The organism is Deinococcus metallilatus (assembly GCF_004758605.1).
GTDB lineage: Bacteria > Deinococcota > Deinococci > Deinococcales > Deinococcaceae > Deinococcus > Deinococcus metallilatus.
The window spans coordinates 371,763-391,175 of record NZ_CP038512.1 but is presented as its reverse complement, the minus strand read 5'-3'; the positions used below and the strand labels follow the sequence as shown (position 1 = coordinate 391,175).

The 19,413-nt window shown below is 69.8% G+C and carries 19 protein-coding genes; 7 read left to right on the top strand and 12 right to left on the bottom strand.

All coding sequences use genetic code 11. The features are described 5' to 3' along the window. Positions 1-56 precede the first annotated feature (56 nt). The 4 genes from E5F05_RS07795 to E5F05_RS07780 all read right to left on the bottom strand — a co-directional run bounded on the left by E5F05_RS07795 (position 57) and on the right by E5F05_RS07780 (position 3,747). Positions 57-749 carry an arginase gene (locus E5F05_RS07795; protein ID WP_129118070.1) on the bottom strand — a complete coding sequence of 231 codons (693 nt, stop codon included), beginning with the start codon at positions 747-749 and terminating at the stop codon, positions 57-59. Positions 750-821: 72 nt separating this feature from the next. Continuing rightward, entirely contained in the window at positions 822-1,781 is a 960-nt protein-coding gene (locus E5F05_RS07790; RefSeq protein ID WP_129118069.1) for a GNAT family N-acetyltransferase, read from the bottom strand. Next, complete coding sequence (locus E5F05_RS07785; RefSeq protein ID WP_129118068.1) at positions 1,778-2,758, bottom strand: GNAT family N-acetyltransferase; 981 nt, start codon at positions 2,756-2,758, stop codon at positions 1,778-1,780. The genes E5F05_RS07790 and E5F05_RS07785 overlap by 4 nt, the downstream gene beginning before the upstream one ends. After that, on the bottom strand, positions 2,755-3,747 hold the full coding sequence (locus tag E5F05_RS07780) for a GNAT family N-acetyltransferase (RefSeq protein WP_129118067.1): 993 nt from the start codon (positions 3,745-3,747) through the stop codon (positions 2,755-2,757). The genes E5F05_RS07785 and E5F05_RS07780 overlap by 4 nt, the downstream gene beginning before the upstream one ends. A 75-nt stretch (positions 3,748-3,822) precedes the next feature. Here E5F05_RS07780 and E5F05_RS07775 point away from each other — a divergent pair, with 75 nt between their 5' ends. Further along, positions 3,823-4,479: a PIG-L deacetylase family protein gene (locus E5F05_RS07775; protein WP_129118066.1), complete on the top strand. Its 657-nt coding sequence runs from the start codon at positions 3,823-3,825 to the stop codon at positions 4,477-4,479. Between the two features lie 56 nt (positions 4,480-4,535). Here the strand turns inward: E5F05_RS07775 and E5F05_RS07770 are convergent, their stop codons facing one another. The 4 genes from E5F05_RS07770 to E5F05_RS07755 all read right to left on the bottom strand — a co-directional run bounded on the left by E5F05_RS07770 (position 4,536) and on the right by E5F05_RS07755 (position 7,210). After that, positions 4,536-5,069, bottom strand: coding sequence for a DUF4142 domain-containing protein (locus E5F05_RS07770; protein ID WP_241687084.1), 534 nt, complete (start codon positions 5,067-5,069; stop codon positions 4,536-4,538). 467 nt (positions 5,070-5,536) lie between these two features. After that, positions 5,537-5,839, bottom strand: coding sequence for a hypothetical protein (locus tag E5F05_RS07765; protein ID WP_129118065.1), 303 nt, complete (start codon positions 5,837-5,839; stop codon positions 5,537-5,539). 1 nt (position 5,840) lies between these two features. Further along, positions 5,841-6,944: a M20 family metallopeptidase gene (locus E5F05_RS07760; protein WP_129118064.1), complete on the bottom strand. Its 1,104-nt coding sequence runs from the start codon at positions 6,942-6,944 to the stop codon at positions 5,841-5,843. Positions 6,945-7,018: 74 nt separating this feature from the next. Then, on the bottom strand, positions 7,019-7,210 hold the full coding sequence (locus tag E5F05_RS07755; RefSeq protein ID WP_129118063.1) for a hypothetical protein: 192 nt from the start codon (positions 7,208-7,210) through the stop codon (positions 7,019-7,021). A 178-nt stretch (positions 7,211-7,388) separates the two neighbouring features. Here E5F05_RS07755 and E5F05_RS07750 point away from each other — a divergent pair, with 178 nt between their 5' ends. Continuing rightward, entirely contained in the window at positions 7,389-9,413 is a 2,025-nt protein-coding gene (locus tag E5F05_RS07750) for an alpha/beta hydrolase family protein (RefSeq protein ID WP_129118062.1), read from the top strand. Positions 9,414-9,491: 78 nt separating this feature from the next. On the opposite strand, the gene E5F05_RS07745 is transcribed toward E5F05_RS07750, so the two are convergent. Next, on the bottom strand, positions 9,492-10,265 hold the full coding sequence (locus E5F05_RS07745) for a hypothetical protein (RefSeq protein WP_129118061.1): 774 nt from the start codon (positions 10,263-10,265) through the stop codon (positions 9,492-9,494). 373 nt (positions 10,266-10,638) lie between these two features. Here E5F05_RS07745 and E5F05_RS07740 point away from each other — a divergent pair, with 373 nt between their 5' ends. Further along, a complete protein-coding gene (locus E5F05_RS07740; protein WP_129118060.1) occupies positions 10,639-11,595 on the top strand; it encodes an ABC transporter substrate-binding protein in 957 nt (318 codons plus the stop codon). Positions 11,596-11,663: 68 nt separating this feature from the next. Here the strand turns inward: E5F05_RS07740 and E5F05_RS21595 are convergent, their stop codons facing one another. The 3 genes from E5F05_RS21595 to E5F05_RS07720 all read right to left on the bottom strand — a co-directional run bounded on the left by E5F05_RS21595 (position 11,664) and on the right by E5F05_RS07720 (position 15,310). Beyond that, positions 11,664-12,245, bottom strand: coding sequence for a DUF2795 domain-containing protein (locus tag E5F05_RS21595; protein ID WP_241687083.1), 582 nt, complete (start codon positions 12,243-12,245; stop codon positions 11,664-11,666). 56 nt (positions 12,246-12,301) lie between these two features. Continuing rightward, entirely contained in the window at positions 12,302-13,945 is a 1,644-nt protein-coding gene (locus tag E5F05_RS07725; RefSeq protein ID WP_129118059.1) for a RecQ family ATP-dependent DNA helicase, read from the bottom strand. 444 nt (positions 13,946-14,389) lie between these two features. Then, positions 14,390-15,310: a magnesium transporter CorA family protein gene (locus E5F05_RS07720; protein ID WP_241687082.1), complete on the bottom strand. Its 921-nt coding sequence runs from the start codon at positions 15,308-15,310 to the stop codon at positions 14,390-14,392. 563 nt (positions 15,311-15,873) lie between these two features. Here E5F05_RS07720 and E5F05_RS07715 point away from each other — a divergent pair. From E5F05_RS07715 to E5F05_RS07700, 4 genes are all read left to right on the top strand, one after another. Next, a complete protein-coding gene (locus E5F05_RS07715) occupies positions 15,874-16,770 on the top strand; it encodes an RIO1 family regulatory kinase/ATPase domain-containing protein (RefSeq protein ID WP_164973393.1) in 897 nt (298 codons plus the stop codon). Positions 16,771-16,838: 68 nt separating this feature from the next. Beyond that, positions 16,839-17,231, top strand: a complete 393-nt coding sequence (locus E5F05_RS07710) for a VOC family protein (RefSeq protein ID WP_129118057.1) — start codon at positions 16,839-16,841, stop codon at positions 17,229-17,231. An 81-nt stretch (positions 17,232-17,312) separates the two neighbouring features. Next, positions 17,313-18,146, top strand: coding sequence for an HpcH/HpaI aldolase/citrate lyase family protein (locus E5F05_RS07705; RefSeq protein ID WP_129118056.1), 834 nt, complete (start codon positions 17,313-17,315; stop codon positions 18,144-18,146). Between the two features lie 146 nt (positions 18,147-18,292). Then, positions 18,293-19,411, top strand: a complete 1,119-nt coding sequence (locus E5F05_RS07700) for a carbohydrate kinase (protein WP_129118055.1) — start codon at positions 18,293-18,295, stop codon at positions 19,409-19,411. The last annotated feature ends 2 nt before the right edge of the window (positions 19,412-19,413 follow it).

The following is a 19,413-nucleotide window of genomic DNA, read 5'->3' as shown; positions in this document are numbered from 1 at the left end:
GACAGAACAGGTCACGGGCCGCCCCAGAGGGTAGCAGGTCCGCCGGGGCCAGGGCGTTACGCCGGGGCCGAGCGGTCCAGCGGCGGCGTCAGGGGCCTGGCCCGCAGCGTCCGCGCCAGTTGCCAGAACACCGCGTCATGGGCCGGATTCGTCCAGGCGGGCGACTGCACCAGCAGCAGCGCCTTGACATCCGCCGGGTCGGGCAGCCCCGCACCGGGAGCGGCCATGCGGGTGAGGGTCACGCGCTCCAGCACGTCTGCCGGGAGAAGCGGCGCGAGTTCGGCGCGGGTCCGCTCCAGGTCGAAGCCTTCCGCCACCGGCAGCTCCGCATGCCAGTCGGGATAGAGGCAGGTGTAGCGGTTCAGGCGGCCCGCGCGCAGGCTCAGGCCCGCCCAGTTGCCGGGGCGGACCCGCGCCGGGTCCCCGCTGAAGCTGGCGAGGTCGTGGTGGCTGTCCACGTTCAGCACGTCCCCGGCAGGAAAGGCGGCCAGCCAGGCCCAGGCGTCCGCGTGCGTCAGCGCGACGCTGGCCGGAATGCCCGCGTAGCATTCCAGCACCTCCCAGCCGGGGTAGAGGGGGAAATCGGCCTCCAGCGCGGTCCAGCCGGGGGCGCGCGGGTCACGTTTGCGGGCGCGGTCCCACCAGGCGCCCAGCCGGTCATACTCGCGGTCGCGTGTGCCCCAGATCGGCGCGTCGAACACCAGCGGCACGCACCCGCTGAAGGCGTCCCAGTCGATGCTCAGCAGCATGGGGAACCCTGCGGGGGAAGGGAGGGGCGGGGCACCTTCCGAGTATCCTCGCCTGTCAGCGGCAGACTGTGTTCAGAACCTCAGGACGTAGCTGACGCTGGCCGGGTCGCGCACGAAGCCCAGACGGTCATTGATCGCCAGCATCGGCGCGTTGTCGCTGGCGTTGTCGGTGCGGATGGTGGTCCCGCCGAGAGCGCGGCCCGCGCGGATGGCATACAGCTTCAGCAGTGTAGCGACGCCCTGCCCCCGCGCCGCCCGCGTCACGCCCGTCAGGCCGGTCAGCAGGTCGGGACTGGCCTCGCTGCGAAAAAGGGTGGTCTGGCCGATCCACGCGCCGCGCGTGTCCTCCGCGATCAGGTAGGCGCCGGGGAGCAGGCCGGGGTCGCCCAGCACGGCCTCCTCGAACACCTCGCGGCTGAGGGGTGTGGCGGGCTCCGAGCGGGGGACATCCTGGCGCACGTCACTCATCAGGGCGTGGAGACGGGCGGTCAGGTCCGGCGTTCCGGCAGCCCGCAGGTCCGAGAGGCTGCGGACGCGCACCCCCCGCTCCGCGAGCCTTTCTTCCAGCTCCCGGAAAGGCGTGTCGTCGAAGGTGGTCAGGTCCAGGACACTCGTGAAATACCGCCTGTCGCCCACAAACCCGCGCCGGGTCAGGAAGCCGGGCGCGAGCGGGTGATCCTCGCGGGCGAGGGTGCGGACGGCCTGGGCGCCGTGACGGGTCAGCTCGGCGTGCAGCCTCTCCCAGAGGGCGCGGCCCGCCCCCCTCCCCTGCCGTTCCGGGTGGACCGCCCCTTCCAGCGTGAAGCGGTGGGGGTGGTACATGCCGGGATTCTGGTAGACCGAGGCGACGCCCACCACCTCCTCCCCCTCCAGCGCCAGCAGGGTGAAGGCCGCGTACCCCCAGCCGCGCTGCTCGGCGTCGCGCTTGCGGAAGTCCTCGGCGCTGAAGGGGTCGTGGGGCACGGCGAGGGTCCAGACACGTGCGGCGGCGGCCCATTCGCTTTCGTGGACGGGCCGGACCGTGAAGCTCATACGCCCCCGCCTGCCAGGTTGCCGCGCCGCATCTCGATCCAGGCGAGCTGGGGCCGGAAGCCCAGGCGCTCGTTCAGGGCCAGCATGGGGACATTGGTGCTCGCGTTCCCGGTCCAGAGGCTCCGCGCGCCGCGCTGCCGGGCCAGGTCGAGGGCGGCCAGCTTCAGCGCGAGGCCCAGTCCCTGACGCCGCCAGGCGCGGCGGGTGCCGGTGAGGCCGGTGTTCAGGCGGCCAGGGTCGGCGGCGTCCCCGTACAGCTCGGTCAGGGCCGCCACCTCGCCCGCGTCCGTCACGGCGAGCAGCACGCCCCCGGGAAGGAAGCCCGGGTGTTCCCCACGTTGGCGGAACACGTCGTACAGCAGCGGCGTCGCTTCCCCCGTGCGCGGCACGTCCTCCCGGGCCTCGGCATAGGCGGCGTGGTAGGCCCGCCAGGCGGCGTCCTCGCCCCGCTCGGTCACCAGCTCGGGGAGGCTCAGCAAGCGGAGGCCGTCCGGGAGTCGGGCCTGTTCCGCCCAGGGCGCCGGGTCGAACTCGCCCAGGTCCAGCACGTTGTCGAAAACGCGCATGGCCTCCGTGAAGCCGCGCCGGGCCAGAAAGGCCAGGCCGCGCGGGCGGTCCTCATAGGTGCCCGCCAGCACCTCGCGGGCGCCCCGGCTCTCCAGGTGCGCCTCCAGCATGTCCGCCAGCGCGCGGCCCACCCCCTGACCCTCCGCGTCCGGCCGCACCAGCACCTCCGCCTGATAGCGGTCCGGGTGGAACATGCCGGGAAGCTGATACGTGGTCGCCACACCCACCGCCTGCCCGCCTTGCTCGGCAAGGAGCTGAAACAGGTGCGGGCGCAGCGGGTGGTCGAGGAGGCCCTGAGTCTCGTGGGCGAGCGTCTCGGCCGTCCAGGTGTGCCGGGGGTTGGCGGCGCTCATGACGGCGGCCACGGCGGGATAATCCGCCTCACCGGCTTCCCGCAGCGTGACGATCACGCTTCCTCCAGCTTCAGTTCGTATCTGAGGTGCGTCGGACCACGCACGAAGCCCAGCTTCTCGTTCATGCCCAGCATCGCCGCGTTCGGCTTGTCGTTGAAGGTGCGAATCTCTCCGCCACCCGCGGCCGCCAGCGCCCGCATCGCGGCCACCTTCAGCGCCTTGGCGATGCCCCGGCCCCGGTCCTCGCGGCGCACGCCGGTCATGCCGATGTAATAGAACCCGGCGGGATTGCGCCCCAGCGTGGAGTAGCCAACGTAGGGGCCGGTGAGGGGATCGTCCAGACCGGGACGCAGCGCCACAAAGGACAGCTCCGGCGCGAAGGTGGGGTCCTCCAGTTCCTGCTTTACCCACGCCTCGAAGGGCCGCTTGGTCAGGGCGTTCCCCATCGGCACGTCCTGAAACAGTTCCCAGTCCAGCTCCCACAGCCGCCGGTCACGTTCGGGGTCACGGGCGAGGTCCGCGATGCTGCGGAGTTCCACGCCGTCCGCCGCGACGCCTGCCAGCAGCTCGTCAAAGCGGGACAGGTCCACCTGCCGGGTGTCCAGGCGCGACTCGTACCGCTCCCAGACCACCCGGAAGCCCCGCCGTTCCAGAAAGGCGCGGCCCGGTGCATGATGCGGCTGGTCGCTCAGCATGGTGCGGATTTCCCGCGCGCCACGCGCCCGGACGCGCTCCAGCAGTTCGGCGTACAGCGCCCCGCCAATGCCGCGCCCCCGCGCGTCCGGGTGAACGCTCAGGTTGCCCCAGTAGCGCCACTCCTCGAAGGCGAAATCGTCGTGGCCGATGCGGCCCACCCCCACCACGCGCCCGCCCTGCTCCGCGACCAGTTCGGTCAGGAAGAGGCCGGGGTCATGGGCCTCGTCCCACACGCGCAGCAACTCGGGGGTGACCGGCCACTCGGGGTCGGCGCTGGACAGGACCGCCGCCGCGTCCGGGTAATCACCGGGCTTGCGGGGGGCGCGAAGAACAAAGTCGGTGCCGTTCATAGCCTTCATCCTGAAGCGGACACGTCAGAACCACATCGGCCACAGCGCCTACCGCCCCGCCCTATCCTGGGGCGCATGAGCGAAGCACCGCTGAAACTCCTGCTGATCGTGCCGCACCCCGACGACGAGGTGTACGGCGCGTCGGGTACGTTGATGGACCTGCTGGACGAGGGGCACCGCTGCGGCCTGGTCACCCTCACGCGCGGCGAGGCGGGGCGCACCCTGGGCCTGTGCGACGGTCCGGAGGAACTCGCCCGGATGCGGGCCGCCGAACTGCGCGCCTGCCTGGACGTGATCGGCCTGAAGGTCCACGAGCAGCACGAGTTTCCCGACAAGCACCTGGCGGAACAGCCCTTTGGGCCACTGGTGGAGGTGGCGCGCGCAGCGATGCAGCGGCATCAGCCCGAAGTCGTGCTGACCTTCCCGCCCAACGGCAGCAACGGCCACCCCGACCACGTGACCACCCACCGCGCCGTACGTGAGGCGTGGGAGAGCCTGCCGGAAGACGAGCGCCCGCGTCTGTGGTACTACGCCAGCACCACGCCCCCCGAAAACGAGGCCCTGCGCGCGGCCTGGCTCGCCCCCAACATCCGCCGCGACGTGAGCCACCGCGTCAACCGCAAGCTCCAGGCCATCGCCTGCCACCGCAGCCAGGCCCTCAGCACGGTGGACTTCATCCGCAAGTTCCCGGAAAGGATCACCGAGGAGACGTTCTACGAGGTGCGGGAGTAGGGACAGGAAAAAGGGCCTGGGGCACCTCCCAGGCTCCTTCTCGTGGTGAGGCGGGCTCAGGGCAGCATCTTGGCGTATTCGAGGTGACTCGCGATAACGGGCTGGTTCTTGGCGGCGTAGGCCAGCACCTGCGCGTCCTTGCCGATGCTGCGGTAGGTCTTGATCAGGTCGAGGGCCATCTGGTGCCCGCTGACCTGCTCCTTCTTGTATTCCGCGTCGAAGTCGGCCCCCGTCAAGGTGGCGAGGTGGTTGTATTGCAGGCGCTGGTCGGCCCCCGGCTTGTTGGTCAGCCGCACGCCCTTCATCGCGGCCAGGTTGTTCAGTTCGGCCTGCGCCCGCGTGTGGTCTGCGATCACCATCTGGGCAAAGGCGCGCACCTCGGCGTTGCTGCTCTTTTTCAGCGCCAGTTGCCCGGTCTGAATCTCTTCCAGGTTGACCATCGTCATGACTTCCATGAACAGCACGTCGCTGTCATTCGTCACCTGGGCGGTGCTGACGGGACCCATCGGCATCCCGGCCATGCCTCCGGCCAGGGCGGTGGGAAGGACGAGGGCCAGGGCCAGCGCGGGAACAAGACGGCGTTTTTGCATAGGGAAACCTCCAAAAAAGACTGTTCACCGCAGCTTGGCAGGCTGACCCGGCCCGTAATACCACCGCGCCTTCATGGGGCCATAAGTCGGAGTAAAGAAAGTGTTGGGGGACGCCCGCGCCGCTGGAGGGTGCGCGAAGGGACGGGGAGACGGCTCATACGCATTCCGCTTGGTTCCCGTACATCCCAGGGCAACCGCAACGTCCGGTTTTTGGAAGTGCTCGCACCGTTCAACCCCTCAGTCAGCTTCGCTGACAGCTCCCCTCAAGGGGAGCCGGGAACGCGGGTTGCCCTCCAGGAAGCTCAATCTGTGGCCTCCCCTTGAGGGGAGGTGGCCCGCAGGGCCGGACTCGTAGAGCTGCTTGCAGAGGGGCTGAACGAGGCTATGCGAATCTTGCCGCTTTGTAGTTGCCCTGCCATACATCCCACAAACGGCGCAGGATGTACGTCCACAACGCGGAACCCGTCTCAGTCTTCCCAGTCGCTCACCGGGATGAACTCGACCCCCTCGCCCTCGGTGGCGGTCACGTTGTAGCGGGGGTCGAAGCGCACCACCAGTTCGCCCCGGTCGAAGTGCTGCGAGCTGACGACCGGCTTGCGGAACAGGTAACCCCCGCCCTCATCTGCGCCGATATGCGCGGCCTTGGTAAAGCGGAACTCCACCACGTCGCCGTGCCCGAGGGTCCGGACGCGGACGCGGAAGGTCTGCGGGTCCTCCTGCTTGACGTAGGGGTTGGCGGCCGGTTTTTTCCTGCCGAAGAGGCCAAACACCTCAGGCCTCCCGCAAGAGCCGCGTCAGCAGGCGGACGTGGTCGGGCCAGCGGTCGAGGCGGACGTGCTCGTGGGCCGCGTGCGCGCCGTCACCGGGTGCCCCCAGGCCGTCGAGGGTCGGGGCCAGGGGCGCGGTGAAGTTGCCGTCGCTGCCGCCGCCGACGATCTCCCCGCCCACCTCGAAGCCCAGCTCCTCCGCGATGGCCCGGGCCTGCGCGAAGAGGCGCTCGGTCTGCGGGCCGCGCTCGAAGGGAGGACGGTTCAGGCCGCCCGTCACCTCCAGCCGGACGCGGGGGTTCCGGGGTCTGAGCGCCCGGATAGCCGCGTCAATACGCTCGCCTTCCTCCAGGGTGGACACCCGCACGTCCAGTTCCAGCTCACACTCGGCGGGAATCACGTTGGTGGCGCTGCCGCCCCGGATCAGGCCGACGCTGACGGTGGTGCCGACCTCCGGGCGGGCCAGGGCCTCCAGCTCCAGCACGGCGCGGGCGGCCTCGGTGATGGCGCTGGCCCCCTCCTCCGGCTTGTTTCCCGCGTGCGACGCGACGCCGCGAAAGGCGAGCTGGAAATCCCCCACGCCCTTGCGGCCCACCTTCAGCGCGTGCAGGTCCGCGACCGGCGGCTCGACGACCAGCACGGCGCGGGCCTGCCGGGCGGCGGCCTCGATGGCGTCACGGCTCCCCAGGCTGCCGATCTCCTCGTCCGGGGTCAGCAGCACCTGGACCCCGCCCTCCGGCCACTGACCCTCCAGGGCGCGCAGGGCGTGAAAGAGGCCCACGATCCCCGCCTTCATGTCGTAGGTGCCGGGACCGTACGCCCGGTCCTCCTCCACCCGGAAGGGCATGGCGTCCAGCGTGCCGTGCGGCCAGACGGTGTCGGCGTGGGCCAGGACCAGCACCGGCCGCCCCTCCTCCTCCACCCCGAAATTGAATCGCCGGGTGCCTCCCGGCAGGGCGTGGGTGTCGGCCCCCAGCTCGCGCGCCCAGGCTTCCACCACGGCCATCACGCGGTTCACGGCGGCCATGTCGGTGGACGGGGATTCGATCTCCACCAGGGCGCGCAGGTCGTCGAGCATCGCCTGAAGGTCAAACGTCATGCCGCCCATGCTACCCCCGCCATAGGGCCGCGCCCCGCACGGGCCGCAAAAGCGGGGGGCGGGGCGCGGGCGGGAAGCGGATTTCAGGCGAGCAGGGCGACCTGCTGAGGATTGGCTTGCAGGACCGTGCGGCCCTTGAGATACAGGTCGTTGAGGGCCTGCGGCCCGAAGATGCGGGCCAGGCGGGTACTCGTCAACTCAATCGTCCGGCCCGAGACTTTCAGGCGAACAACGTCGATGGTTCCAGGCACCCAGGTGCAGAGCAGTTCGTGCATGCAGGTCCTCCAGGGAAAGAACGGATGGAAAAGCACGTGCTGGTCGAGTCTCAAGTTCCGGAGCTGCCGGTAAAGCCAGTGTAGATTTTTTCTCTTTGGGAAGGGCAAGAGCCCCTGCCTTCTCCCTTAAGCGAAGGATCATGAGGTACTGGAAGCCCCGCCTGTGCTTGACTGCGGTATGACCTCTTCCCCGCTCACCCCGCCCGGCCCGGAGAGTCTGCTCGCCCTGGCCTTTCCGTCCGATCCCCAGATCAGCCCCGAAGGGCGGCGCGTGGCGTTCGTGCTGTCCCGCGTGGAGGAGGAACAGCCGCAGCAGCCGGAGGCGGACTTCGCCCGGCCGCGCTACAAGTCCCGGCTGTGGCTCTCGGACGGCGGGGCGGCCCGGCCACTCACCCAGGGGGAGGGCCGCGACAGTTCGCCCCGCTGGTCGCCGGACGGGCAGACGCTGGCCTTTGTGCGCGAGGAGGGGGGGCACAAAGGGCAACTCTTCCTGCTGCCGCTGACCGGCGGCGAGGCCCGGCGGGTGACGCCCCCACCAGGTCAACACTGGAGGGGCGCGGTGCAGGACGTGCAGTGGAGTCCCGACGGCCGCTGGGTGTCCTTCCTCAGCAGCGGCGACGACGAGGACAACCGCGACGAGCGCGGCGAGGCCCGCGTGATCACGCGCCCGCGCTACCGCTTCAACGGGCGCGACTGGCTGCCCGAACGCCCCGCCCGCCTGTGGCGCTACGACGTGGAAAAGGAGGCGCTGCACGAGTGGCTGGCCCCCGAAGTGGAGATCACCGGCTACGCCTGGTGGCCCGACAGCCGGGGCGTCCTGCTCGTCTCCAGCCCCAGCGAGGAGGACGCCGCGCAGTGGCGGCAGGAGGCGGACACGCTGCTGCTGGGTGGCGAACGCAATCGCGTCACCCACTGGAACTCGGCCATCACCGCCGTCATTCCCCACCCGGACGGCCAGCGGTTCGCCCTGGTGGGCCGTCCCGAGGGCAAGGGCAGCCCGGAAGACAACCACCTCTTCCTGGTCGAGCCGGGCGGCTCCTGGCGGCGGCTGGACGTGCATTCTGGGGAGGGGGGGTGGGACCGGCCGGTGGGGAATCTGGTGGGCGGGGATTGCCACGTGGGCGCTTTCCCCGAACGGCCCGTGTGGCTGGACGCGGAAACCCTGCTGTTCCTCAGCACGGTGGGCGGCTCCTGCGGGCTGTTCCGCGCGGCGCTGGACGGGACGGTGACGCCCCAGGATCATGACCCCCGGGCCGTCATCGCCGCCTTCACCGCGCGGGGGGGCGGCCTGGCCCTGATCCGCGAGCGGGCCGACCGTTTCCCGGAGGTCGAACTGAACGGCGGCCAGGTGACGGACCTGCATGACCGTCTCCCCTTCCCGGCCCGCACCCCGGCGCGTGTGCCCTTCACCAACGAACTCGGTGAGGGTGAAGGCTGGGTGCTGCTGCCGGACGGCACGGAACGCGCCCCGGCCCTGCTGAGCATTCACGGCGGCCCGCACACCGCCTACGGGCACGCCTTCATGCACGAGTTCCAGCTCTTCGCGGCGCGGGGCTACGGCGTGTGCTACGGCAACCCGCGCGGCAGCGTGGGGTACGGGCAGGCCTGGTCCTCGGCCATTTACGGGCGCTGGGGGACGGTGGACATGGCCGACCTGCTGGCCTTCTTCGGCGCCTGCCTGGCGGCCCAGGAGCGGCTGGACGGAACCCGGACGGCAGTGATGGGCGGCAGCTACGGCGGCTACATGACCAACTGGATCACCGGGCATACGGACCGTTTCCAGGCCGCCATCACCGACCGCAGCATCTGCAATCTGCTCTCGTTCGGGGGCACCAGCGACATCGGCATGCGCTTCTGGGACGACGAACTGGGCCTGAACTTCCACCGCAGCGCCGACGCCCTGAAGCTCTGGGACATGAGCCCGCTCAAGTACGTGGAGCAGGTCCGCACGCCCACGCTGATCGTCCACTCGGTGCTGGACCACCGCTGCCCCATCGAGCAGGCCGAGCAGTGGTACGCGGCGCTGCGGCTGCACGGCGTCCCGGTGCGGTTCGTGCGCTTCCCCGGCGAGGACCACGAACTCAACCGCTCGGGCCGCCCGGACCGGCGGCTGACGCGGCTGCGGGAATACCTGGGGTGGCTGGAGAGGTGGTTACCGGGGGCCGAAGGCAGACAGCCGCTCGCGGAGGAAGCCAGCGCGTAGGCCTGCCCGCAGTACCAAAGGAGAAGGCCGGGACATGAAGCCCGGCCTTCTCCCATCGGCGCTCCGCCTCCCGCGTTTTTACTCCTCGTCGCGGCGCTTGTTGCCCCAGCCCCGGTCGGCGCGGGCACGGGGACGGAAGCCCTCGCCCGTGTCGCCGCCGTCGCGCGGACGGAACTCGCGGTCACCGAAGTTGCCCCGGTCGCCCCGGTCCTCGCGGGGACGGAAGCCCCCACCCTGACGGTCGTCACGCGGACGGAAACCGCCACGGTCGTTGCTGCCCTGATAGCCGCCCCGGTCCTCGCGGGGACGGAAGCCGCCCTCGCGGTCGCCACGGTAGCCGCCGCGGTCGTTGCCGCCCTGGTAGCCACCGCGGTCTTCACGGGGACGGAAACCGCCACCCTGGCGGTCGTCACGCGGGCGGAAGCCGCCGCGGTCGTTGCCACCCTGGTAACCACCTCGGTCTTCACGGGGACGGAAACCGCCACGGTCGTTGCCACCCTGGTAGCCGCCCCGGTCCTCGCGGGGGCGGAAGCCGCCCTGGCCCTGGCTCTCGCGCAGTTCGCGCATCTCGCGGCGCAGGCCCCGGATTTCCTTGCTCTGCGCTTCCAGCATCTCCTTCATCTCGCCGAGCAGGGCCAGCAGGTCGTCGGCATCGATATACTCGTCCTCGGCCTCCTCGGCTTCGCCCACGTTGCCGCTGTCCTGGGCGGCGCTCAGGCCCTCGCGTTCGGCTTCTTCGGCATCCAGCACGGGGTCTTCATCGGGTTCGCCCGCCAACTCGGGCAGAAGAGCGCGCAGCTCCTCCGGGGTTCCGGTTTCGTCCGGGGTGTGCTGCCTGGTGTCCTCGGTCATGGTCGTCCTTTCCCTGCGCCCTCTTCGCGGATAGGCGGCTTGCCCACCCGGGCCGCGCAGGCGTACCCCGGAGTCTACCACCTGGGCAGAGGTGCGGGTCAGCGGCGGGAGGTGGCCCGCCAGGGCAACTGCAACGTCCGGTCTTTGGAAGTGCTCGCGCCGGTCAACCCCTCAGTCAGCTTCGCTCAAACGGAGCCGGGAACGCCGTTTGCCCTCTAGGAAGCTCAATCTGTGGCCTCCCTTTGAGGGGAGGTGGCCCGCAGGGCCGGACTCGTAGAGCTGCTTGCAGAGGGATTAAACCGGGGCACGAAACCCGGCCCGGAGGGCGAGCCGGATCACGCTCGCGTCACTCCGCGCTCCTATACTCGCCCTCATGAAGCGCACCCTGACCCTCCTCGCTCTGCTCGCCGCCGCCACGGCCTGCGCGCAGGGGACGCCCCGCACCGTCAATATCGGCCTGGGGTACCTCCCCAACGTGCAGTTCACGCCCTTCTACGTGGCTGACAAGCTCGGGTACTACCGCGCGGAGGGCCTGAACGTGAAGTTCCAGCACGGGTACGTCTCCGAACTGATGCCGCTGCTCCTCCAGGGCAAGCTGGACTTCATCGTGGGCGATCCCGAGGACGCGATCTTCGCCCGCAACCAGGGGGCGCCGGTCAAGTACGTGATGGCGATGTACCAGAAGTCCCCGGTGACCGTGTTCAGCCTGAAGCCGCTGAACCGGGCCGCGGACCTGAAAGGCAAGACGGTCGGCATTCCCGGCACCTTCGGCAGCAGCTACGCCGCCATCCTGGCCCTGCTCGACAGCGCGGACCTGCAAGAAGGCCGCGACGTGCGCCTGGCCTCCATCGGCTTCACGCAGCTCGACGCCATCCGGGCCGGGCGGGTGGACGCGGCGGTGGGCTTCGTGAACAACGAGGTCGTGCAACTGCGGGACGCCGGGCAGAAGGTGTACACGCTGGACCTGAGCGCGGCCTACCCGATGGTCGGCTCCGGCCTGATCACGCTGGACAAGACCCTGAACGGCGACCTGGCCCGCAAGGTGGTGCGCGCCTCGCAGCGCGGCCTGAAGTTCACGGTGGCCGACCCCGCCCGCGCCTTCAAGCTCGCGCAGCCGTTCTTCGGCACGGGGGGCGGCACGCTCGATGTCCTGCGCGCCAGCACGCCGCTGATCCAGAGCGCCTACACCCAGGCGAACGGCCTGGGCGCCAGCGATCCGGCCGCGTGGACCAAGGCCATCGCCGCCCTGATCAAGCAGGGCAGTCTGCCCGCCGGGGCGAAGGCCGAGACGTTCTATACGAACAGCCTGATCAGCAAGACGGTTCGCTGAAGGCCAAACGTTGGGGAGGGGCCGCCGCTCTGGCGTGACCCCTCCCTCAACCCTTTGGCGCGGCTTCGTTACCTGTCGCCCTTCTTGTCCCGCCCACGATCCTCGTTTCTGTCGCCCCGGCCGTCGCCGTGATCGCCGCCGCCCCCCTCAAGGTCACCCAGGGCCTTACTCACGTCGGAGGGCTTGTTGTATTCAGTGTCGGGGAGCCGGTCGAGGGCGGAGCGCACGTTCTCATCCGCGCCGTTCCGCTCGGCGGCCTTGACCAGATCCTGCTTGCTGGCCGGGTAATCCACACCCTTGAGGTGCTTCTGGAGCTGGATCGGGTTGATTCTGGCCCCCTGGCCGCCGTGGTCATCGTCCTGCCCGTGGTTGTCACCCTGCTCACGCCGGTCCTGCTCGCCGTCCCGGCCTCCCCGCTGGCCGTGGCCGCGGTCGTCCTGGTCGCTCCCGCCCCCGTCCTCGACATCACCGAGGGCCTTGCTCACGTCGGCGGGCGTCTGGTACTTCTCGTCGGGCAACTGGTCGAGGGCAGCGCGCACGTTCTCGTCGGCGCCGTTCTGCTGGGCGGCCTTGACCAGATCCTGCTTGCTGGCCGGGTAATCCACACCTTTGAGATGCTTCTGGAGCTGGATCGGGTTGATCTTCGCCATGTTGCCCTCCTGGGACGATTATCCGGGGTCGGCCTCCCGCTGGCCTTTACACCCACTTAAGCCTGTACCGGCTCCAGCAACCCGTTTTCCAGCACGATGGGCAGCGCCAGCGTCTGATAGCCCTGCTGGTCGAACAGCACGGTGACCTTCTCGCCCTCGTAGCGCACGACCTGACCCTCCCCGAAGGTGGCGTGGGCCACGCGGCTGCCGATGGCAAAGGGCACGTCTCCCTCCGCTTCCGCCGTCAGGCTCAGGCCCGCGTCGCAGTTGTCGCAGTTGCCGCAGGGTGGACTGTACGCCTCCCCGAAGTAGTTGAGCAGATACTCGCGGCGGCAGGCGTGTGTGTCGGCATAGCCGTGCATCATCTCCAGGCGCGAACGCTCGAAGGTGCGGCGGTGTTCCTGCGCGAGCGCGGCCTCGGCCGCCACTTCCGGCGCTTCGGTGCCCTCCACCGCCACCACCTCGCCGCCGGGCAGCACTTCCAGCGCCCCGACCTCCTCCAGACGGCTCACCGCGCTGAGAATGCGCGTCTGCGACAGGCCGGTTTCCTCGCGCAGCTCGGCGGGGTCGACCGGGGCGTCTTGTTCCTCCACGGCCCGCAACACCTGTTCCACCTGATCGGCGTCCACGATGGCGCTGCCCGCGAAGAAGCGGCGCAGGTTGAGGTCGCCCGGCGCGAAAAAGAGCGTGGCCTCCGCCGGTTCGCCGTCGCGGCCCGCCCGCCCGATCTCCTGGTAGTAGGCGTCGATGGAGCCGGAGATGTCGAGGTGATGCACGAAGCGCACGTTGGGTTTGTCGATGCCCATACCGAAGGCGGTGGTCGCCACGATGACTTCCAGCTCGTCTTCCATGAAGGCCGTCTGCACCTCCTCACGCGCGGCCGCATTCATCCCGGCGTGGTAGGCCGCCGCCTTCACGCCGCGCTCCTGCAAGTCGTGCGCGAATTCTTCCGCTCCCTTGCGGGTCGCGGCGTAGACGATGCCGGGCTTCGGGGCGCCCACCACCGCGCCGAGCAGCGCCGCGCGTTTGGTCCCTTCATCCGCGAACTGCTGCACCGCGAGGTGGATGTTGGGGCGGTCGAAGCCGCGCACCAGCACGCGGGCATCCCGCATCCCCAGCCGCTCCACGATCTCCTCGCGGACGGGCGGCGCGGCGGTGGCGGTCAGGGCCAGCACGGTCGGGTGCCCCAACGCCTCGACCACCCCGCCCAGCCGCAGGTACTCGGGCCGGAAGTCGTGGCCCCACTCCGAAACGCAGTGCGCCTCGTCCACCACGAACAGCGAGGGTTCAGCGGCCCTAAGGCGTTCGAGCGTCTCCTCGCTGCTGAGCTGCTCGGGCGCCAGGAACAGGAATTCGAGTTCCCGCTCCTCCAGCGCCTCCCAGGTCGCCTCGCGGTCGGCGGGGCGCAGGGTCGAGTTGATCAGGGCCGCCTGGCCGGGGGCGTTTTGCTCCAGCGCCTCCACCTGGTCCCGTTGCAGCGCGATCAGGGGCGACACCACGACGGTCGGCCCGCTGAGCGAGAGCGCCGCGATCTGGTAGATGGCCGACTTGCCGCTCCCGGTCGGCATGATGGCGAGGGTGTCGTGGCCGCTCAGCACGGACTGGATCGCTTCCTTCTGGGCGGCGTGCAACTTGTCGTAGCCGAAGACTTCCCGGGCGATGCGCTGCGCCCGCTGCATGTCTTTGGTGGGTCGGGGCATGGGTGTCTTTCCTTTCGTCGGGCTCAGGAGGTGTGGCCGGGCAGATACACGCCTCCGGCGCCTGCCGCCGAACCGGCTGAACAACCTGCGTGACTCTCGCCGGGTGAACCCGGGGGCACCGCCGGATACGGCTTCCGCTCCCCGCCACAACAAGCGGGAAAGCACCGCTCGTGGCGGCAGACCGCTTCAGCTTCAGTCCGTAGTCTCCCCTCCTCGCTTCGCCCGGATGTTCCGGTTGACAAGTCAACCTTCCGGAGTGGGTATGAGCGAAGAGGGGCTCTGCTCGCGCCCAGGCGGCCAACCTTCCTCCCGGCCCCCTCAAGGGCCAGGGCTTTTCAATCTCGCGTCCGCAGCCCGGCCGGGGATGCGCCCGGGAACAAGGCCGCTTTACCCGGCTCAAAGGCCAGGCTTGAACCGGGTGAAGGCACCTTCAGCGGGGCACCCTCACAACCAGCTCCGCCGACGGACCAACCAGGTGATCAGCGCGGACAGCAGCAGCAGCAGCCCCACGACCGTTATGAACCCCTCCCAGCCGGTCTTCGACCACGGCACATCGAAATTCATCCCGAAGAGGCCCGAGACGAGGGCCCACAGGCCCATCACCACCGTCACGACGGTCAGGACGCGCATGGTTTCGTTGGTGCGCTGGCCCAGGCTGGTCATATACAGGTCGAACGTCCCCAGGATCACTTCCCGCGCTCCCTCGACCGAGGCGACCGCCCGCTCGAAGCGGTCCTCCAGCGCATCGAAGTTCTTGGCGGATTCGTCGTCTGCCAGCGCCTTGAAATCGGGGCGGGACAGGGTCGCGTACACGTCGCGGTGGGCCGTCAGCAGCCGCCGCAGTTCGCCCGCCCGCCTGCGGTAGCGCACCAGCTCATTCAGGAACGCCCGGTCGGAGGGGCGCTGGAGAATCTCCTCGTCCAGCGGATCGAGCTGGCCTTCCAGGGCTTCGACCTCATGCAGGTAGCTGTTGAGGTGCCAGTTGAGCAGCGCCGCCAGAAACGTCTGCGACGTGAGGCCGCCGAGCTTGCCGTTGCCCCGCTGCTGGTCGGCAAATTCCCTGACAAAGCCCACGTTCTCGGGGTGGACCGTCAGCAGGTAGTTCGGGCCGACCACGATGTTCAGCTCGTCTCCCCTCAGCCGCCCGTTCTGCTCACGCACCGCCTGCACGTCCACCCGGAAGGTTTCGCCGTAGCTCTCCACCTGGGGATGCGGGGCCGGGTCCGCCAGTTGCCGCACGGCCTGCTGATCCACGCCCAGGAGGGCGGCGACGCGCTCCAGTTCTCCCGCCTGGTGGCCCGGCACGTCCACCCAGAGGAGCTGCTGCTCGCACAGCCCGCGCACCACCTCCTCGCCGAGCTGCACCTCGCGGTCCTCGCCCTCGGAATCGAACAGATATGCCCGCAGGCGGCTGTCCTCTTTTTCATCCTCACGGGAAGTGGCGTGTCCCGCTGCCCGTGCCTCTTTCGCGGTTCTGGCCAGCGCGTCAGCGGATGAATGAGTTAAATATTCTGGCCCCTTTACAGCACTTCGAGTGGAGTTTGCCGACATGGTTACATGTAGTTAAGCAGCCACCGCTGAGGAGTGACACCAGAACAACAAGGAAGGTCTTGGCTCTTTTTGAATCTTCAAGGCGGAATACTTAAGTTGCCTTGAGTCTGCCTACATCTGGAATCAGCGAGCCGCCTGCGGCGGACACCGATCTAAGCAAGATGGCCTAGGGGGCCGCTTCCGCTTTTTCACGGCCGCCCCACCTGCTACGGTAGGGGCGACACCGGAAGGAGGTGCTGTGCATGACCGACAACATCATTGTCAGCCTGACCGCGACCGAACGAGGAATTCTCGCCGCCGTCCAGAGGAGCAAGCGTGCCGCACCCGAACCCGCAGACCATCGCCCAACCCGCGCGTAACGCGCCCCCGGGGCACCCTTGAGTGCCCGCCAACACGACTGGCTCAGCGCTGAGCTGGAAGACGCTGACGCCTTCCCCGAACGGCGCCGCAAGGACAGGACCAAGAAACCGCTCGGGCGCCGCCGCCTGGGCGACCTGACCACCGACCCCGCAACCGGGGACGCCGAAGACCCGGTGATCCGCTTTCTGCTGGACCGGGGCCACATCACCGAGGTGGTGGCGGAACTCAAGAGCGGCAAGGAGGCGACGGCCTACGTGGCACGTGGCCCGCGCGGCAGCGTCCTGCTGAAGCTCTACCGCGACCTGGAAGCCCGCTCCTTCAAACGCGACGGCGTGTACCGCGAGGGGCAGGTGATTCTGGACAAGCGCGCGGCCAGGGCGATGCAGAGCCGCAGCCGCAAGGGGCTGGCGATGCTCCAGGCGGGCTGGGTCTGCGCCGAGTACGCGCACCTGTGGCACCTCTGGCGCGCGGGCCTGAACGTCCCCGAGCCTCTCGTCGGCCCCGAGCCCACCGAGTACGAACAGACCGCCCCCGCCGTGCTGATGCGCCTGATCGGCCACGAGGACGCCCCCGCCCCCCGCCTCAGCGACGCTGCCCTCACGCCCGAGGAGGCCCGCAGCGCGTGGCAGCAGGCGGTGCAGGGCATGGCCGATCTGCTGCGGCTGGGCTACGCGCACGGCGACTACAGCACCTACAACCTCTTGTGGTGGGAGAACCGCGTGACCATCATCGACTTTCCACAACTCACGACCCGCACCAACCCCAACTTCCAGCAACTCCTGCGCCGCGACGCCGAGAGCCTCGCCACCAGCTTCCGCAAACACGGCCTTCAGGAAACCGGCGAGCAGACCCTGCGCGAGGTGCAGCGCCGCGCGGCGGGACCGGGGCCGACGCCGCGCGTGTTGTTGCCTTGAGAGCCGTCAGCGATCAGCAAAAGCTCTTTTCGCTGATCGCTGACGGCTGATCGCTCTAAGCTTTCTCCATGCGCGCCCTCGAAACCTGCCTGTACGTGGACGATCTGGAGCGGGCCGAGGCCTTCTATTCGGAGGTGCTCGGCCTCGCGCTGTACGGGAAGGCGGCGGGGCGGCACCTGTTCTACCGGCTGGAAGGCAGCATGCTGCTGATCTTCGATCCGCGCTCAAGCGCCTTGCCGGGGGACGTGCCCCCCCACGCGGGGAAGCCGGGCGGGCACGCCTGCCTGGGCATTCCGCGTGAGGAAACGGACGCCTGGCAGGCGCGGCTGGAAGGACACGGCCTGAAGGTCACGCGCTACGCCTGGGGCGACCGGGGCGAGAGTCTGTACTTCGAGGACCCGGCGGGGAACGTGCTGGAACTCGCGCCCGCGAGCATCTGGGGCTTTACCCTGGACGCATGAAGCGCCCCCTCCGATTCCTCCTCGCCCTCCTCCCCTTCCTGCTCGTGTCGAGCGCGGCGCAGCGCCGGAAGGACGCCGAGCGTGAGCGTTAAGCCCTGGCGCTCGGTGCTGTACGTGCCGGGCGACAAGCCGCGCGCCATCGAAAAGGCGCGGACGCTGCGGGCCGACGCGGTGATCCTCGATCTGGAGGACGCCGTCGCGCCCGAACACAAGGACGCGGCGCGCGGCAACGTCAAGGAGGCGCTGGCGTGGCGCTGGCCCGGCCCCCTGCTGGTGCGGGTGAACGGCCTGGGCACCCCCTGGGAATATGCCGACCGCGAGATGGCCCTGCTGGCGGGCGTGGACGGTCTGGTGCTGCCCAAGGTGGAGGATGCGGGCACGGTGCGGGACCTCCACCTGCGTGTCCCCCTCTGGGCGATGATCGAGACGCCGCTGGGCGTCCTGCGCGCCCCGGAGATCGCGGCGGTGCCGGGCGTGGCAGGCCTAATCGTGGGGACGAACGACCTCGCGCGCGCCCTGCGAACCCGCCCTCACCCCGGGCGCCTGCCGCTGCTGCACGCCCTCTCGGCCGTGGTGCTGGCGGCGAGGGCGCACGGCAAGCTGCCCCTGGACGCCGTCTTCAATGACGTGCGCGACCCGGAAGGCTTCGCCCGCGAGTGCGAACAGGGCCGCACGCTGGGCTTTGCCGGGAAAACGGTGATTCACCCGGACCAGGTGGAGCCTGCCAACGCGGCGTTCGGCGTGACCGACGTGGAGGCCGACGAGGCCCGCGCCCTCCTCGCCGCCTGGGAACAGGCCCGCGCGGAGGGCAGGAGCGTGGCGACGTACCTGGGCGCCCTGGTCGAGCAGATGCACGTGGAGGAGGCGCGGGAAAGGCTGGCGATCTGGGAGGAGACGAGGCCGGAACCCCGCTGAAGCTGCCTCATCAAAGGCAACGGACGGGGCAGGTGGTGGACCGCGCCCTGCTCAGCCGCACACTCTGCGGAAGGAGTGCGAATCCGGCGGGCAAACAGCCCTCACCTCTTGTTTATCCTGATAAGTGGCTTTATCGTAATTAAGCCATGTTCCTCACTGACCGCGAACGCGCCCTCCTCGCCCTGATCCGGGAGGCCCCGCTCAGCACGCCGGAGGAACTGGCCCGGCGGCTGGGCACCTCCCGGGCGGCGGTGAATGTCCACGTGAGCAACCTGATCCGCAAGGGCGCCCTGCTGGGGCGCGGTTACGTGGTCGCGCCGGAGAATGAGGCCCGCGTGGTGGTGGTCGGCGGCGCGAACGTGGACGTGAAGGCCCGGACCCTCGCGCCCGCCGTCATGGGCACCAGCAATCCGGGGGCGACCACCCAGGCCCCGGGCGGCGTAGCCCGCAACATCGCGGAGAATCTGGCGCGGCTGGGGGTCCGGACGCACCTGATCGCGGCGGTCGGGCGGGACGCCCCCGGCGACCTGCTGCTGCGCGAGACGGAGGCGGCGGGCGTGGACGTGCGGAGCGTCCTGCGCCTGGACGCACCGACCGGCACCTACACGGCGGTTCTGGACGACCGGGGAGAACTGCTGATCGCGGTGGCGGCGATGGAGGTGACCGAAGCCCTCACCCCCGCCGCGCTGAACGAACGCCGGGGCCTGCTGCACCGCGCCACCTCGGTGATCGCGGACGGGAACCTGAGCGCCCAGACGCTGACGCACCTGCTGACCCTCTGCGCGGAAGCGGGCGTGCCGGTGACATTCGAGCCGGTCAGCGTCCCCAAGACCGCCCGCCTTCTCCCAGCCCTGCACGCCGGACTCGCACCGCACACCGTCACGCCCAACGTCGCGGAACTCGCGGCGCTGCTGGGCCGGGACGTGGCCGATACCCCCGCGGCTCTCCGGAAGGCGGCGGGCGACCTGCATGCACGTGGGGTCCAGACCGTGTGGGTCCGGCGGGGGGAACGGGGCAGCCTGCTCTCCGGCCCGGACGGCGTGTCCGAACTCCCCGCCCTCCCCGCCCGGGTGGTGGACGTGACCGGCGCCGGGGACGCGATGCTGGCCGCCTACCTCGCCGCCCTCCTCACCGGCCACACCCCCGCCGAGGCCGCCCGCCAGGGCCACGCCGCCGCCGCGCTCACCGTCGAGAGCGCCCGCGCCGTCTCCCCCACCCTCACGCCCGGCGCCGTGCGCGCGCGCCTGCACAGCCCTCAGCCCTAGCG